Below are 15,907 nucleotides of genomic sequence, written 5' to 3'. Positions count from 1 at the left end.
GATTACGGAACCTGCTGATTAATCTCAATGCTGACCTGACCGTTACCGGCAAAATCTGTCAGCGGACTGTCGCCGTACCAGTCACCTGAGGCTGGCGTTGCCAGACCATTTCGTGAAATACGAACGCGTACTTTTAATTTTTGCAGCGAAGAAAGCAAGCGTTCCGGCATCATTGCATTACTGTCGTCCACGGTGACCGCCAGCGGGAAGCGGCTCAGTGGCAGTTTTTTCACGGCTACCGGCACCGGACTGCTGCCGTCGGTCACGGAAATAAAGACCGTGCCATCCTGCGGAATTTGCTTCGCCGCGTCCTCTGACAGCGAAACATTTACCGACAGTCTGGCCTGATCGGCACCGGACTTCTGTTTCGCCTGTTGGATACTGGCCTGCACCATTTCAACACGCTTGTCACCGGCAGGCAGAATTTTCAGCATAACTTCCCACGCACCAATCGCTTGCGGGTAGTGACCCTGTTCATATTCATTATAGGCCAGCAGGCTTAATACACGCAGGTCGCCCTGAGATTTTTCCAGCATACCGCGCAGGAGATTTCCGCCGGTAAGGTTATCCTGCGGATCCGCTGAGCGGGTTAACACTTCGGCATAACCGAGTTTGACCGCCACGTCGTCCGGCGAAAGCGCATAGGCATGAGCGTAAGCCTGCGTCGCCGTCGCGCCATTATTGAGCGCCATACCGACACGGCCGAGCATCACCCAGTCCTGCACATTTTTCGGATCGGACTGCAAATCGGTGCGCAGCCCCAGACCTAAATCCTGCACATCCATCGCGGTCAGCGGCGCACCTTTGTCGCTGGCAATGCGCTGGCGCAGATCCGGCATACGCTCCATTACCTGATTCCATGCGCTCACCTGCCCCAGACCACCGGCATACAGATAAACACCGAGCGTGATAACCACCAGCAAAATCGCGCCCGGCACCAGCGTCCAGCGGCCAATCGGCTGCGCGGGTGCTGGCGTCTGCCCGGCGGGAATATCGGTCAGCAAATTTTCCTGTAATTCCTGAATATGCGCCGGACGTTCATCCACTACGCCCTGCGCTTCGTCTTCTTCCAGCTCACTCAACCGGTGATGATAAAACGCCTTATTCAGCGCATCACGCGACGTGTGTTCGCTGCGGTCACCGCGTATCACCGGCACGATAAACAGCGCCAGCGCGATAAACAGCATCACCCCAATACACAGCCAAAAAATACTCATGTTCCTTTCCTGTCGCTGTCTTTAAGTAACTGCGCCAGGCGCTGTTTTTCTTGTTCTGACATTTCTTCTGCGGCGGTTTTGGTGTTTACAGATCCGCGGCGCGAACGCATGAAAATCATGCCGCCGCCGATAATCACCACCAGCACCGGCCCCAGCCAGAGGATCAGGGTGGATGGCGTAACCGGCGGTTCGTAGGTCACGAAATTGCCGTAGCGCGCCACCATATAGGCGACGATTTGCTGGCGGTTTTGCCCTTCATTGAGCAGCTGAAATACCTTGGTACGCATGTCTGCGGCGATGATCGAATCCGACGCCGCAATATTCGTGTTCTGGCATTTCGGGCAACGCAGCTGCGCGGTGATGTCGCGGTAGGCCTGTTCCTGCTCCGGCGATTTGAACTGATAAGTATCAATAGCCGCAAACGCGCTGACGCTCAACAGCATGCCGAGCAGTAATCCGGGCAGTGACGAAAACAGTCTCATGCGCCACCTCCGTATTTCTTGTACAGCGGCAAGACTTCGGTCTGCCAGACTTTCTCATTTAAGTCACCGGCATGGCGATAGCGAATGATGCCCTGCCCGTCGATAAGGAAAGTTTCCGGTGCACCGTAAACGCCGAGATCTAACCCGAGCATGCCGTCGCCGTCGTACAAGCTCAACATGTAAGGATTGCCCAGCGTGTTCAGCCAGTTCACTGCTTTCTGGCGATCGTCCTTATAATTGAGCCCGACCACGCGCACACCGGTGGCGGCAAGCCGGTTCAGATAATCATGCTCGGCGCGGCAGGTCGGGCACCACGTCGCCCAGACGTTGAGCAGCAGCGGTTTACCGTCGCGCAGCACCGACTGATCGTAAGTTTTCCCGGCTTCGGCCAGCGATTCGAGCTTAAACACCGGCACCGGTTTACCGATCAGCGCCGATTCGAGCAGCGTCGGATCGTCACCGTTGGCGTTGCGCGTCAGCTGAACTAAAAAAGCCGCCGCCAGCGCCAGAAACAGGAACAGCGGAATAAAGAAGAGTTTACGGTTCATGCTTCAGCCTCCGCTTTACCTTGTTTCCTGAGTTTTTTACTCATCCGATAACGTGGATCGAGAATACAGAGCACGCCACCGACCGCCATGAAGATGCCGCCCAGCCAGATCCAGCGCACGAACGGTTTGTAGTACAAACGCACCGCCCACGAACCATCGTCCATCTCTTCACCCAGCGCCGCATACAGGTCCCGCGCCAGATTGCCGTCGATCGCCGCTTCGGTCATCATGCTGCGCGCCACGCTGTAGAAACGTTTTTCGGCGTGCAGCGTAGTGATTTTTTTGCCGTTCTGCTCAACGTCGATATTAGCTTCGCCGCCGGTATAGTTGGGGCCGGTAATGTCGCGAACGTCGCGGAAGATAAAGTGATAATCATGGATGTCCACCGTATCGCCGGCTTTCATGCGCACATCACGCTCAACGCTGTAGTTCTGGCTGAATGCGATACCGATAACCGTCACCGCCACGCCGAGATGCCCGAGCACCATGCCCCAGTGGCTGCGCGACAGCTTGGTCAGGCCGCGCCAGAAGGTATGGCGATGCGTGGCGCGCTCGTGCAATTCCATCAGCGTCAGCACAATCACCCACACTGACATCAGCAGGCCGACGACGGTCATGCCAACGATTTTGTCCTGCAACAGCCACGGCAAAGCGATCGACAGGATGAGCGTAACCACCAGCGCCACGCCCAGACGACGCCACAGTTTGCTGGGCTCATCGCGACGCCAGCGCACCAGCGGCCCGATCCCCAGCAGCAGCGCCAGCGGTGCCATCAGCCAGGTAAACATCGTATTGAAGAAAGGCTCGCCGATGGAAATACTGCCCATGCCCAGTTGCTTATGGATGAGCGGCAGTAGCGTGCCGAGCAACACGACTAACATGGCAGCAACCAGCAGCACGTTGTTGCTGAGCAAATAGCTTTCACGCGAGTGGAATTCGTGGCGGCTTGGCGCACGCACCGAATTCCCTTTAATGGCATACAGCAGCAGCGAGCCGCCGATGACGATCACCAGATATGCCAGAATAAACATGCCGCGCGCCGGATCGGAGGCAAACGAGTGAACCGACACCAGAACGCCTGAGCGCACAAGGAACGTCCCGAGCAGGCACAGCGAGAAGGCGGTGATCGCCAGCAGCACCGTCCAGGCTTTGAACGTGCCGCGTTTTTCGGTCACGGCAAGGGAGTGGATCAGCGCCGTTCCCGCCAGCCACGGCATAAAGGAGGCGTTTTCAACCGGATCCCAGAACCACCAGCCGCCCCAGCCTAATTCGTAATATGCCCAGGCAGAACCCAGCACGATGCCGATGGTGAGAAACACCCACGCGGCCTGCGTCCACGGACGCGACCAGCGCGCCCACGCGGTATCGAGCCGTCCGGCCATCAGCGAAGCTATCGCAAATGCGAAGGCAACCGAGAAACCGACATATCCCATGTACAGCAATGGCGGATGGAAAATCAGGCCAATGTCCTGCAAGACCGGGTTCAGATCGCTGCCGTCGACCGGGAAATTTGGCAAAGAGCGGATAAACGGATTGGACGTCAGCAGGATAAACAGCAGGAAGCCGCCGGTTATCATCCCCATCACCGCCAGCACGCGGGCGATGGCGTCCTGCGGCATCTGACGGCTGAATAGCGCCACCGCAAGCGTCCAGCAGCTCAGCAGCAAGACCCACAGCAGCAGAGAACCTTCATGTGCGCCCCACGTTGCCGCCACGCGGTAATACACCGGCAAATGGGTATTGGAATTGTTAGCCACATAGGCGACGGTAAAATCATTCACCACAAATGCGTGGACCAGAATAATAAACGCCAGCACGATGCAGGCGAACATGCCGTAAGCCAGCGGGCGCGCCATCGCCATCATCCGGCTGTCCTGCCGCGCGGCACCCCACTGCGGATAAATACTCAGTAACACCGCCAGACCTAACGCCAGACAAAGTGCAAATGTTCCCAGTTCCGGCATCATGAGCGATCGTTTCCTTTATCATTGCCCACGTAGGCCGACGCCGGTCCTTTGTGGTTTTCTTTCATGGCGTCGGCAACTTCCGGCGGCACATATTTTTCATCGTGTTTCGCCAGCACCTGAATGGCGTTGACCACGTTGCCCGGCTCCATCACGCCCTGCGCCACCACGCCCTGCCCTTCACGAAACAGGTCAGGCAAAATGCCGTTGTAAGTCACCGCAATCGCACCGCGTGCATCATAAATTTTAAAACTCACCTGCAAACTTTTCGGGTCACGTTTCACCGAGCCGGGCATTACCATGCCGCCGATACGCAGCCGCTGGCCAACCTCCGGCATTTCGTGGTTCTCGCCTTTGCCTTGCAGAATTTCACTCGGGGTATAGAACAAATCAATATTGGAGCGCAGCGCGTACATCACCAGCGTGATGCTCAGGCCGAGACCGGCCAGCACCAGCAGCGCCAGTGTCAGGCGCTTTTTACGACGTGGATTCACAATAACTTCTCCGGGGAGTTGTCCGGTTCCAGCGCTGACGTCTGTGCGCCTTGCTGTTTTTTAGACTGAGACTGAATAATGCGTTTTTCGCGTGCCTGACGACGGCGGACTTCACCGAGGATCTGGCGATGCTGCACAAATGTGTGCGCCACCAGCGCAAGCAGGGAAATCAATGTCGCGGCCACAGATATCCAGACGTAAAACGCGTAGCCACCCATCGCAAAGAAATCGTGCCAGCTTGAGAATGCAGGGCTCATCCGCGGCGCTCCTTATTCAGCAGGCCAGCCACCCACGGACGCAGACGTTCCTGAATGAGGATCAGGTTACGTAAACGCATCAGCGTCAGGGTAATAAAGAAGAACAGATAACCGAAAATCGCCCAGCGCAGCGGGTAGCGCATACTCGGGTCGATGGTTTGCTGCATATTGGTGGAACCCTGATGCAGCGTGTTCCACCACTGTACGGAGTAATGAATGATAGGAATATTCACCACGCCGACCAGCACCAGAATTCCGGCCGCGCGACCTGCCAGACGGCGGTCGTCAAACGCGTTATACAGGGCGATCACGCCAAGATAGAGAAACAGCAACACCAGTTCGGATGTCAGACGTGCGTCCCACACCCACCAGGTTCCCCACATCGGTTTACCCCAGGCGGAGCCGGTAACCAGCGCGATAAAGGTGAAGACCGCCCCGACCGGCGCCATCGCTGCCACCGCCAGATCGGACATTTTCATCTGCCATATCAGGCCGATAAATGCCGCGACCGCCATCGCGCTGTAAATGCCCATCGACCAGATGGCCGCCGGGACGTGGATATACATAATCCGGTAACTGTTACCCTGCTGGTAATCCGGCGGTGCATAGCCAAATCCCCAGACCCAGCCAGTCAGCAGGCAGGCGAGACCGAGCAGCCCGAGCCACGGAATAAACCGCCCGCAGACGTGGTAAAGCCGTTCCGGCCTTGCGAGTTGATGTAACCATTTCCACATTGTTATCGTTGCTCACTCTAAAAAGTCACTGTGTGGGTTGCCGTGGAGCCTCATCGGGCTCTTGCGCGGTCAGACACGAATCTTCCGCACTTACTTAGCAATCTCTCTATTTTTACGCATAGAGAAATGTGATGTTAGTCAAAGGTTGCGATTTTTCTTCCGTATTGTAACGACAGGTAAAATAATTCCGCTGTGCGCGGCAAACTGACACATTTGTCAGTGGACGCTCACTCTTAATGCCGCCGCCGTGGCAAAAGGCGCTAACGTCGCACTGCCCGCCAGCATCGCGCCCAGAATAGCCAGATAGCCACCAATGGGCATCGACATCGACGCCGCATCAATCGCGCCGGTGGCAAAAATCAGCACCGGAATATACAGCGGCAGCACCAGCAGGCTCAGCAGCACGCCGCCTTTGCGCAGCCCGACGGTGAGCGCCACGCCAATCGCACCGATAAAACTCAACGTAGGCGTACCCAATAAAATAGTCAGCGCCACGGCTTTCCACGTTTCAAAATCCAGTGAAAGCAGTAACGCGATGAGCGGCGAGAGGATAAGCAATGGCAAACCGGTCACCACCCAGTGAGCACACACTTTCCCCAGAACCGTGAGTGCCAGCGGCGAAGGCAACAACAGCAGTTGTTCGAGGGTGCCGTCGAGATAGTCATCGCGGAACAACCTTTCCAGCGCCAGCAGCGAAGACAGCAGCGCGGCGACCCAGACAATCCCCGGCGCAATGCGCGCCAGCAGTTTAGGTTCCGGGCCAATGCCTAACGGAAACAAAGTAATAACAATCAGGAAAAACCACAGCGGGTTAATAATTTCGGCGCTTTTGCGAAAGGCAATTTTCAGCTCGCGGCGCAGGACTTTAGTAAACATTCCGTCTCATTCCTTCGTGCTTCACGCCAGCGCTTCGCTGGTCAAACGGAGTTTTCGCACGTCGCGGCTCACGCCCTGCAAATCCTGATGCGTGGTCAGCAGCACCATACCGCCCTGCTGCGTGTGCTGTTCAAACAGCGCAATCAGTGTCGCCACGCCTTCTTTATCTATCGCGGTCAGCGGTTCGTCGAGGATCCACAACGGCGCATCGCTCAGCCATAAACGCGCCAGCGCCACACGCCGCTGCTGCCCGGCGGACATCTGCGCGACCGTGACATCCTCGTAACCCAGTAATCCGACATTGTCCAGTGCCTGATAGATGGCATCGGCGTCACTTTTGCGGTTTCCGGACTGACGGTTCACAGACTGGCAGTTCACAGACTGATAGAAGGCAAGGTTTTCAAACGCAGTAAGCACTGACTTAACGCCGGGCTGATGGCCGAGATACAGAAGCTGCTGATGAAAAACGTCACGCTGGCGGCGGGTGTTCACACCCTGCCAGCGAACTTCACCGGCGTCCGGTGAGGAAAGCCCGGCCAGAATGCGTAATAAGCTGGTTTTACCGGCGCCGTTGCGGCCCTCAATCTGCACCATTTCAGCCGGTTCGACAGTGAAACTTAAGCCACTGAACAGGGTCCGCTCATCGCGAACGCAACTCAGATTTAGGGCTTCAAACATGAGGATGTCTCTTATTTTTCACAAGTGCGCATCATATCACAGGCGTCAGGCACGACGCAGTGCAAGGTGCCACAGTTTACATGGCTGAAATCCCTGAAATCCAGCAGCTATTGTGCAAATTGACCCATAAGGTTCATGGGTTAATGATTTGTAACTTTTCGGTATACCTCTTCATAAATCCCACGCCTCGCCTATGCTTATCCGTGAACACTTTAAAAGCCGCCTTGCGGCACACCGAAGGATTACCCATGAACGTAGAAAATAAAAAACAGGACACCAGCGACGTCGACAGCGACGAGCACTCACAAGGCAAGGAGATCGAGACCGGTGAGGAGAATTTACCCTCCAAAGCCGCGGCGGTGCATGAAGTTATCCGCATGGAAGGCGAAAAAGAGCTGGATCGCGACGGACAGGCTTTACTGTGGTCAGCCATTGCCGCCGGGCTTTCGATCAGCGCGTCATTAATGGCGAAAGGCATCCTGCACGCCCGTCTGCCCGATACCCCGGAACGGTTTTTCATCGAAAACATCGGTTATACCGTCGGGTTCATAATTGTGATTATGGCGCGCCAGCAACTGTTTACCGAGAACACCGTCACCGCCGTATTACCGGTGATGCAAAAATTGACCGGTAAGAACATCCTGCTTCTCCTGCGTCTGTGGGGGCTGGTGCTGGGGGGAAATATCATTGGTTGCGGGATTGCAGCGCTGGCATTCCATCTGGTGCCGTTCTTTGATACAGACACTGACGAAGCATTTCGCACCATCAGCATGGAGATCATGGAAAAGGGGCCGGGAGCGATGTTCGTCGGCGGCATGGTCTCAGGATGGCTAATCGCCACGATGGTCTGGATGATCCCGTCAGCCGGTACGGCCAAACTGTGGGTGATCATGCTGATGACGTATATGGTGGCGATCGGTGACCTGACACACATCGTGGTCGGCTCGGTGGAAGTCCTTTATCTGGTCTTCTCCGGCGCGATCCCCTGGTATGAATTCATCTGGCCGTTCGCCCTGCCGACGCTGGCAGGCAACATTGCCGGCGGTACCTTTATCTTCGCGCTGATAAGCCATGCGCAGATCCGCAACGACATGAGCAACCAGAAGAAAGCCAAGGCCAAAAAAGCGGAACAGGAAGCCGCAAAGAAAGAAGCCGCCAAGCCTTAGAAACCGGTAAAACGGCAAGACTGGCGATGAAACGACCAAACGGCAGGCTAACGCCTTATTATTGAGAGAAAAACGAGTATACTACGCGGGCGCTTTCCACAGGCGCCCGTGTCTCCTTAGTTAAACGGATATAACAAGCCCCTCCTAAGGGCTAGTTACAGGTTCGATTCCTGTAGGGGACACCATAACGTTGCTACCTCCTTATAAATTTCTCAGCTGTCTCAGCGAATAAATCGACCCCCTGTTGATCCTCTTCGTCTGTCATTAATTTCCCTTATTCCTCACGTCGGAATCGCATATCCGGACACTGGTTAAATATCAGCCTTGTTTGTGTGGTTATTAGGCGTACTCTCGTCGCCAACTCAACTGGACAAAAGTACTCATCACAAGGATGCAGTAAGATCATGCGTTTGCCTGGACTTATCTTTTTCGCAGTAACGCTTTTATTCAACACGGCCATTGCCAGTCAGTACTCCCCGTCAGCCTCTCAGGATAATGAGCTCATTGAGCAAGGGGATTACATAAACTCGGACGGGCAGGATGTCCACAGCCCGGCGCATACCCGGTCGGGAAATGCCCCTGACGGCGCCTCCGCTAAGTGCAGGGACGGCACGTACAGTTTCAGCCAGCACCGCCGGGGAACCTGTTCAAGACACGGTGGCGTAGCGGAATGGCTTAATTAAACGCTATCTCCACAAATTTCGAATTATGAGACCTCACGCAAACTTTTCTGCAAAAAATTTGTTTTACTTGCACATGTTAAGAAATGTTACGGAAATGAGTTCGTAATGACATCTATGACGTAAGTAAGGAAACTTTTAATGAAGACTTTGACCACTTTTTGCCTCGCCAGCCTTTTCTCTGTCAATGCATTTGCCCTCGCCGGCAACGATGCGACCACCAAACCAGACCTTTATTATCTGAAAAATGATCAGGCGATCAACAGCCTGACGCTGCTCCCGCCGCCGCCAGCGGTTGGCAGTATTGCATTTCTAAACGATCAGGCGATGTATGAGCAGGGCCGCTTGCTGCGCTCGACCGAACGCGGCAAGCAGGCGGCTGAAGATGCGAACCTGAGTGGTGGTGGCGTGGCAAATGCCTTCTCCGGTGCGTTCGGTTCACCGATTACGGCGAAAGATACGCCGGAGCTGCATAAACTTCTGACCAATATGATTGAAGACGCGGGCGATCTGGCGACACGCTCGGCCAAAGAGAAGTACATGCGCATTCGTCCGTTTGCGTTCTACGGCGTCCCGACCTGCAACACCACCGAGCAAGATAAGCTGTCGAAGAATGGATCTTATCCTTCCGGCCACACCTCTATCGGCTGGGCGACCGCGCTGGTGCTCACAGAAATCAATCCGCAGCGCCAGGATCAGATCCTCCAGCGCGGTTACGATTTAGGGCAGAGCCGCGTGATTTGCGGATACCACTGGCAGAGCGATGTGGATGCCGCTCGTATCGTCGGCTCCGCAGTGGTGGCCACGCTGCATACCAACGATGCTTTCCAGCAGCAATTGAAGAAAGCGAAAGAAGAATTTGCGAAACAGCATAAATAAACCGGCGTTAATGATTTAACGCGGTGGCCTGACAGGCGGCGCAAAGCCCCTGTCAGGCACCTTCATCACCAGCCTGGCACGGCACCGCCGTTGAAGATTTTCTCCGCAGCTTTCGCCACTTCTGGCGACTGATAAGACTTCAAAAAGTCTTTCACATTCTCTGCATCTTTATTGTCTTCCCGCGCGACCAAAATATTCACGTAAGGCGAGTTTTTATCTTCGATAAATACGCTGTCATGCACCGGCGATAATCCGGTTTGCTGAATGTAAGTGGTGCTGATGATCGCCACATCGACTTTCGGATCATCCAGCACACGTGGCAGCTGCGCGCCTTCCAGCTCCATAATGTTCAGATGGTGAGGATTCTCAGTAATATCCAGCGCCGTCGGCAGCAGGCCTTTGCCCTCTTTGAGGGTGATCAGTTTTTCTTTTTGCAGCAGCAAAAGCGCGCGGCCCAGATTGGTCGGGTCATTAGGGATCGCGATGGTTGCGCCATCTTTCAGCTCATCGATGGTTTTGATTTTTTTCGAATATCCGCCCATCGGGAAAACAAACGTATTGCCGACGGCCACCAGATGATAGCCATGCGCTTTATTATCCTGCTCGAGGAACGGGCGATGCTGGAAGACGTTCGCGTCCAGTTCGCCGTGATCGGTCGCGTCATTAGGCAGCAGAGAACCGCTGAACCCGACCAGTTCCACGTCGAGACCGTATTTCTCTTTGGCGACTTTTTTCGCCACTTCCGCAACATCCTGCTCGGCACCGTTAATCACACCCACCTTGATATGCTTCGTATCACTGCTTTTTTGATCACAGCCCGCCAGCAGTAAACCCGCCAGTAAGACCGCAGCGCCGGTCCGGAAATAAGAGGTCGTCAGTTTCACTTTTTATCCTTAAAAAATAAGCGTTAATGAGCAAAGAAATGACTATAGCAGGAAGACTTTGGCGGATTAAAAAACGAAAAAGCATCGGTAAGAAGAAAAAAGTCTATACAAGGAATAATGTGGATTGCCGGGAGCATCCCGCTCTTTGTTTACCATCAGGAAACGTTATCCATATGTTTTACTTATAACAGCAAGAAACAATTTGCCTTTATGCCCTGTTATCGCAAAAAGTAGTTGTCTCGCATCCCCCTCCACGGAGCAGTAGGAATGGAAATTATTGAAGCGGATGAAAAACATGTTCCAGCAATGCAGAAAATTTATGCCTGGCACGTTATTCATGGAACCGCGTCATTCGAGACGCAGCCTCCGGGCGAAGAAGAAATGTCCGCGCGCCTGAAGAAGATTAAAGACGCCGGGCTGCTCTGGCTGGTGGTGCTGGAGGACGGGGAAGTAAAAGGTTACTGCTATCTCGGGCATTACCGCGAGCGCTTTGCTTACCGGCATACGCTGGAGGATTCGATTTATATCGATCCCAATTTTCAGAAACGCGGTGCGGGGAAAGCGTTGATTCGCCGCGCGATAGACTGGGCGGATACCCACGGCTACCGTCAGCTCATCGCCAACGTCGGTGATAGCGAAAATAACGCGTCAATTGGCCTGCATCTGGCCGCCGGATTTCGCGTCACGGGCACGCTGCACTCGGTGGGGTTCAAACACGGACGCTGGCTGGATACGGTCTTTATGCAGCGTGCGTTAGGTGAGGGAAATCAGACGCTTCCGGCTAAGGCAGAGGGATAAGCGCTAATTGCTCTTATCCTTCTTTCCCTAAGCCGCTTTGCTGAATCAGCATCAGCATGGCGCTGTTGAGCCAGCGATGGGCCAGACTTTGCCGGGCGCTTTGTACTACTGAGCTGACCGGCGTTTCGCGGGCAATGGACGCCGTTTGCGTTTCACCGTAAAGGGTTACGCGATACCAGACATCTTCCGGCTTCAGCTCTTTCGCCGGCGTACGCGGATTCAGTGGCAGGTCACCACCGTGATTTTTCGCCATGGCGAGAGACGGCAAACGGGTGACCGCACTGTATTCAATCGAGATGACCTTGCCTTCCAGCGGTTGCCAGTTTCCCGGAAGGAATACTTTTGCCTGAGCGCCGGTTTCAAGGCGCTGGAGATCGTCTTCCCCCACCAGTGCGTCAACGCGCCAGCCATGTGGATTTATCACCGTCGCGATCCGCGAATTAGGCGAAATCCAACTGCCTGGCTGGAGTGTCATGTCCAGATCCTGCACCACGCCGTTGCTGGTTGCCACCAACCGCAAACGCCGCATCTCAAGGCTGCCAGCCGACTGTTGCAGAGCAAACTGCTGCACCATCCTTTCCGCGATGACCTGCTTCGCCGCACTCTCCTTCTCCAACCCCAGAGCACCCCGTGCACTCACTTCCCACGCATTACGCATGGCAACGGCCCGATGCTCATCGGTTTCTGGCAAAGGTGCATCCAGTTCAAACAGAACCTGCCCGGCTTTCACCTGTTCCCCCTCGTGCACCAGCACGCGTGTCATTTGCGCCCCGAATGGCGTATAGACAGGCTGCGTCACCGCCGCGTCAATCACGCCATTCATCGTCACCGAACGCGACCATGGCACCAGCAAGATAGCGAGAGTTACCAAGAGCAGCAAGGTGATGCGCAGTCCCTGCAAGCGACGTATTTCTCGGCGTCGCTGCCACCAGACTTTGACTTCTTTGATCATAGGAAGTACCACAAATGTCATTATCTCGACTAAAAACAGAAGCACGCCCAGTGCTTTGAAAAAAGCGTGATAGACCACCACAGCGATCCCCACAAACAGCAACAGACGATAAATCCACGCAGCGAAAGCGAACAGAGTCAGAAAGCGTGCAAAACCAGGCGAAACGTTATCCGGGGCAGGATCCTCTATGCCCAGCAAATGCCAGCGCATAGCGCGTTTTGCCCAGTTTCCGGCACGCTCATGCATTCCAGGAAAATCCAGCCAGTCGCAAAGAATGTAATAACCGTCAAAACGCATAAACGGACTGGCATTCACCACCACCGTCATTACCCATGCCGACGTGGCAAGGAAGAATAAGGCGTTTTTGGCCGCCCCTTCGGGAGCAAATGACCAAAACAGCGTCGCCCAGGCAGCGAGCACAAGTTCCGCAGCGATCCCGGCACAGGCAATTTTGAAGCGCTGTCGCGAACGGCTCAGCTTCCAGCTTTCCCCCGTGTCGGTGTAGGCCATCGGCAACATGACCAGCAATGCCACGCCCATGTGCCCCACCCTCACACCGAAGCGCGTGGCGGTTAGCGCATGTCCCATCTCATGCCAGCATTTTGAAAAAATGAGCGCGATAACAAAACCCACCGCACCGTGCCAGCTGACAAGATTCTGCACCCTGGCTTCCACATCATCCCACTGGCGCGCAGCAAGTATCATTCCTAGAACGCCGATCACAGCAGTAAGTTTTAGAAATGTTCGAGTGAATAAAAAGCTCACCCATGGAAGTAAGCGTTGCAGCAGTTTACCTGGATGAATCAGCAGAATACGGATGAATAAATAGCTGTGCAGCAGCGTTTTCCAGGGACTTTTGACCGGACGATAACGGGCAGTGCGCAACAACTGTTGCTGCTGTAAAAAGGCAGCAAATGCCTCCACGTCACTGCCCTCGACCTGCAGGGTCGTCTGCTGACCGATCTGCTGGGCAATAGCCTGCGGATCACCGAGTGGCCAGTACTTCAGCATTTCGATTTCCAGCCATCCCAGACGAAACCACAAATTGCGCACCGGGTCATTCAGGTGCCAGGCCGGTGAACCGTCCCGGTTATTACCCGCTGCACACAATTGCAGTTCATCGCGCAGCAACGGCCAGGCAGCCTGAACTTCTCCCACCATTACCAGCCACTCCAGGCACGAACGGTGGCAATAGGGCGACGCAGCAACAGATAACCCAACGCCTTCCAGTCACCGGAGATGCGCGCCGTTCCCTGTAAGCCAATACGTGCCTCAGCCTGATCGCCGGTCAGGGTCCCCCGTAAAATATAGCTCGCCACACCATTGGGTGCTTCGACGGTCTGATAACCGGCGTAATCAAGCGTTGCGGTGAGAGGGCTAAGGGGGGCGACTTTCAGGAACACCGTCATCGGCGCACCTGAGTTCAGATTGGTCGATTCGCTGACCGGTGCCCACGCACGCACGCCGGGCTTGGTCGGATCGGCCAGCAGGCCAATGCGTTCGCCGGTTTGCACAGGTCGCCCGGCCCATTCATCAGGGTCGGAATAGACAAAGACGCCGTCACGCGGCGCGCGGATAGTCAGTTTATCCAGTTCACGCCGCAGGGAAGCTACCTCGACCTGCTTTTCACGCCAACGCCCTTCCGCCATCGCCAGATCGCTTTTGGCCAGTTGATCCTCAATGGCTTTTTGCGTGGTCTGGTGCAGCGTTGTGTCAGCTGTTGCGAGCTCAGCGAGAGCGACGGCCAGCCGGCTCTGCAATGTCGTGGCGTCCATCTGCGCCAATACGTCTCCCTTTTTCACCGCTGAATTAGGCAGCGCCACAATACGGTTGATCACGCCCTGTTCAGGGGCGGCGATGACTTCACTTTCAAGCGATACAATTTCCGCTGGCACCAGAGTGTATTCACGCACCGGAATGCAGAAAATTACCAGCAGCAGTAACACTGCCCAAAGCAGACGTTTACCCCCGCTGCGCTGCCAGAGGCGAGTCAGGCGGGATGGCCGCGCAGCCAGTGCCCACCAGGCATAGCCGTACAACCCGCACAGCTGCAGTAACGCAAATTCGGCAGAGTCAGGCGTCAGCGTACCGGGCCAGGGCTCATCCCGGCCAATCAACAATATGCTCAGCAGTTCACCTTGCGGTCCGGTCAGCGGAAATATCCACACATGTTCCGGTAACCACTCCTGCCAGGCAGCCCGAAGCGGTTCACTGAGCATCTCGGGGGAAAGCGGGAGCAGCCGCGCCCCTTGCTTCAATTCGCGACATCGTGGCGCAATTTCGGCACTGACTTCCGCCAGCCACAGTGCGTAAGGGGTATTAGGATCGGTATCACTCAGGCCTGAATGGGCGAAAAGGCGCGCCTGTTTCACGCCGGTGATGCGCATCAGCGCCGCCTGACGGTAATTCACCAGCTGAAGGGTATCGTTGCAGATAACGAACCCGAGTTCGTTAATCCCCTGAACCTGTCCGATCCGTGCAGACAGGCGGTAAAAAGCGGTGCTGACACTCATGGCCCGCTAGCCGTTTTCGGGCAGGTGACTTCTGTCGCGTCACATAAGGGCACCGCCTGCCCGCTCATTCCCGGCAATACATCGCTTGTCCCGTCAGGGAAGCGGGCTTCGATTTCAATGGTCTGGCTGACGGCGTCCACACGCGCGCTGATGTGGGTAATAGTCAGAGGATACTGCTTATGTGTCTCACCGACCGTAGCATTAAGTTTAACCCCGGTTTTCAACCAGCCGATCCAGCCCGATGGCACGTTAAGGCGCGCTTTCGGTGTACCGCTGCCGACCAAATCAATCACCGGCGCACCGGCTGCGACACCCTGCCCCTCTTTCACATAAATGCGCGCCACGCGGCCATTGAAGGGGGCAACAAAGCGACACTGTGCCAGCTGGGCGTCAAAAATAGCCATCTGCCCTTTGGTGCGGTCAACTTCCGCCGCCGCCAGCCCAACCTCCAGTTGCGCTGCCGATTTTAGCCCCTGCAGCTTGGCCTTAGCTTCATAGCGCAGCTGTGCGGCATGATATTCTGCCTGCGCCGCATTTTTACGTGCGGTCAGATCGCTGCAGTCAAGGCTGGCCAGCGCTTTACCGCTGGTCACCAGATCACCAAGCTGGACGTTGACTTTCGCCACCCGCCCGGCCACGACGCTCGACAGCGGGCTCTCCTGGTTTGCCTGCACCAGAAAACGCACCGGACTGGATTGCGTATCAGACTCCTGCGCATGCGCCGGAAAAAACACAGCGCTGGCGATAACGCTCAGCACCAAGATAAAACGCTTCATAAAAATCCT

At 55.5% G+C, this 15,907-nt stretch carries 17 protein-coding genes and 1 tRNA gene; 5 read left to right on the top strand and 13 right to left on the bottom strand.

Translation table 11 applies throughout. The features are described from left to right. Nucleotides 1-2 precede the first annotated feature (2 nt). The 9 genes from ccmI to ccmA form a co-directional block, all read right to left on the bottom strand. Nucleotides 3-1,217: a c-type cytochrome biogenesis protein CcmI gene (gene ccmI / locus ACMHLI_RS09520; RefSeq protein WP_413529253.1), complete on the bottom strand. Its 1,215-nt coding sequence runs from the start codon at nt 1,215-1,217 to the stop codon at nt 3-5. Continuing rightward, nucleotides 1,214-1,699, bottom strand: coding sequence for a cytochrome c-type biogenesis protein (locus tag ACMHLI_RS09515; protein ID WP_413529252.1), 486 nt, complete (start codon nt 1,697-1,699; stop codon nt 1,214-1,216). The genes ccmI and ACMHLI_RS09515 overlap by 4 nt, the downstream gene beginning before the upstream one ends. Continuing rightward, nucleotides 1,696-2,247 (bottom strand): DsbE family thiol:disulfide interchange protein, encoded by a 552-nt coding sequence (locus ACMHLI_RS09510; RefSeq protein ID WP_413529251.1) that lies wholly within the window; start codon nt 2,245-2,247, stop codon nt 1,696-1,698. The genes ACMHLI_RS09515 and ACMHLI_RS09510 overlap by 4 nt, the downstream gene beginning before the upstream one ends. Beyond that, a complete protein-coding gene (locus ACMHLI_RS09505) occupies nt 2,244-4,214 on the bottom strand; it encodes a heme lyase CcmF/NrfE family subunit (RefSeq protein ID WP_413529250.1) in 1,971 nt (656 codons plus the stop codon). The genes ACMHLI_RS09510 and ACMHLI_RS09505 overlap by 4 nt, the downstream gene beginning before the upstream one ends. Continuing rightward, the gene (gene ccmE, locus ACMHLI_RS09500) at nt 4,211-4,705 is read right to left on the bottom strand and encodes a cytochrome c maturation protein CcmE (protein WP_112166794.1); all 495 of its coding nucleotides are present in this window, start codon (nt 4,703-4,705) and stop codon (nt 4,211-4,213) included. Before ccmE ends, ACMHLI_RS09505 begins: the two co-directional genes overlap by 4 nt. Beyond that, nucleotides 4,702-4,962, bottom strand: a complete 261-nt coding sequence (ccmD, locus tag ACMHLI_RS09495) for a heme exporter protein CcmD (protein ID WP_413529249.1) — start codon at nt 4,960-4,962, stop codon at nt 4,702-4,704. The genes ccmE and ccmD overlap by 4 nt, the downstream gene beginning before the upstream one ends. Continuing rightward, on the bottom strand, nt 4,959-5,696 hold the full coding sequence (locus ACMHLI_RS09490; protein WP_413529248.1) for a heme ABC transporter permease: 738 nt from the start codon (nt 5,694-5,696) through the stop codon (nt 4,959-4,961). Before ACMHLI_RS09490 ends, ccmD begins: the two co-directional genes overlap by 4 nt. 216 nt (nt 5,697-5,912) lie before the next feature. Continuing rightward, a complete protein-coding gene (ccmB, locus tag ACMHLI_RS09485; RefSeq protein WP_159281978.1) occupies nt 5,913-6,572 on the bottom strand; it encodes a heme exporter protein CcmB in 660 nt (219 codons plus the stop codon). A gap of 21 nt (nt 6,573-6,593) precedes the next feature. Further along, nucleotides 6,594-7,250, bottom strand: coding sequence for a cytochrome c biogenesis heme-transporting ATPase CcmA (gene ccmA / locus ACMHLI_RS09480; RefSeq protein WP_413529247.1), 657 nt, complete (start codon nt 7,248-7,250; stop codon nt 6,594-6,596). Nucleotides 7,251-7,498: 248 nt separating this feature from the next. On the opposite strand from ccmA, the gene ACMHLI_RS09475 reads away from it, so the two are divergent. From ACMHLI_RS09475 to phoC, 4 genes are all read left to right on the top strand, one after another. Continuing rightward, nucleotides 7,499-8,416: a formate/nitrite transporter family protein gene (locus tag ACMHLI_RS09475; RefSeq protein WP_413529246.1), complete on the top strand. Its 918-nt coding sequence runs from the start codon at nt 7,499-7,501 to the stop codon at nt 8,414-8,416. Nucleotides 8,417-8,526: 110 nt separating this feature from the next. Beyond that, nucleotides 8,527-8,601: transfer RNA gene (locus ACMHLI_RS09470), tRNA-Arg, on the top strand. Nucleotides 8,602-8,820: 219 nt separating this feature from the next. Continuing rightward, entirely contained in the window at nt 8,821-9,099 is a 279-nt protein-coding gene (locus tag ACMHLI_RS09465) for a DUF3761 domain-containing protein (RefSeq protein ID WP_413529245.1), read from the top strand. A 138-nt stretch (nt 9,100-9,237) separates the two neighbouring features. Next, a complete protein-coding gene (gene phoC / locus ACMHLI_RS09460; RefSeq protein ID WP_413529244.1) occupies nt 9,238-9,975 on the top strand; it encodes an acid phosphatase PhoC in 738 nt (245 codons plus the stop codon). Nucleotides 9,976-10,040: 65 nt separating this feature from the next. On the opposite strand, the gene nlpA is transcribed toward phoC, so the two are convergent. Next, nucleotides 10,041-10,859, bottom strand: coding sequence for a lipoprotein NlpA (gene nlpA, locus ACMHLI_RS09455; protein WP_413529243.1), 819 nt, complete (start codon nt 10,857-10,859; stop codon nt 10,041-10,043). Nucleotides 10,860-11,126: 267 nt separating this feature from the next. On the opposite strand from nlpA, the gene ACMHLI_RS09450 reads away from it, so the two are divergent. After that, complete coding sequence (locus tag ACMHLI_RS09450; RefSeq protein WP_413529242.1) at nt 11,127-11,657, top strand: N-acetyltransferase family protein; 531 nt, start codon at nt 11,127-11,129, stop codon at nt 11,655-11,657. A 13-nt stretch (nt 11,658-11,670) separates the two neighbouring features. On the opposite strand, the gene ACMHLI_RS09445 is transcribed toward ACMHLI_RS09450, so the two are convergent. Genes ACMHLI_RS09445 through ACMHLI_RS09435 form a run of 3 tightly spaced genes read right to left on the bottom strand, consistent with a single transcriptional unit; the run spans nt 11,671 to nt 15,898 of the window. Then, nucleotides 11,671-13,770, bottom strand: coding sequence for an HlyD family efflux transporter periplasmic adaptor subunit (locus ACMHLI_RS09445; protein WP_413529241.1), 2,100 nt, complete (start codon nt 13,768-13,770; stop codon nt 11,671-11,673). Then, complete coding sequence (locus tag ACMHLI_RS09440; protein ID WP_413529240.1) at nt 13,770-15,122, bottom strand: efflux RND transporter periplasmic adaptor subunit; 1,353 nt, start codon at nt 15,120-15,122, stop codon at nt 13,770-13,772. The genes ACMHLI_RS09445 and ACMHLI_RS09440 overlap by 1 nt, the downstream gene beginning before the upstream one ends. After that, nucleotides 15,119-15,898 carry an efflux RND transporter periplasmic adaptor subunit gene (locus tag ACMHLI_RS09435; protein WP_413529239.1) on the bottom strand — a complete coding sequence of 260 codons (780 nt, stop codon included), beginning with the start codon at nt 15,896-15,898 and terminating at the stop codon, nt 15,119-15,121. Before ACMHLI_RS09435 ends, ACMHLI_RS09440 begins: the two co-directional genes overlap by 4 nt. Nucleotides 15,899-15,907: the final 9 nt, after the last annotated feature.

This window comes from Rahnella inusitata, from assembly GCF_965118895.1.
Taxonomy (GTDB): domain Bacteria; phylum Pseudomonadota; class Gammaproteobacteria; order Enterobacterales; family Enterobacteriaceae; genus Rahnella; species Rahnella inusitata_A.
This window is presented reverse-complemented; position numbering and strand designations above follow the sequence as displayed.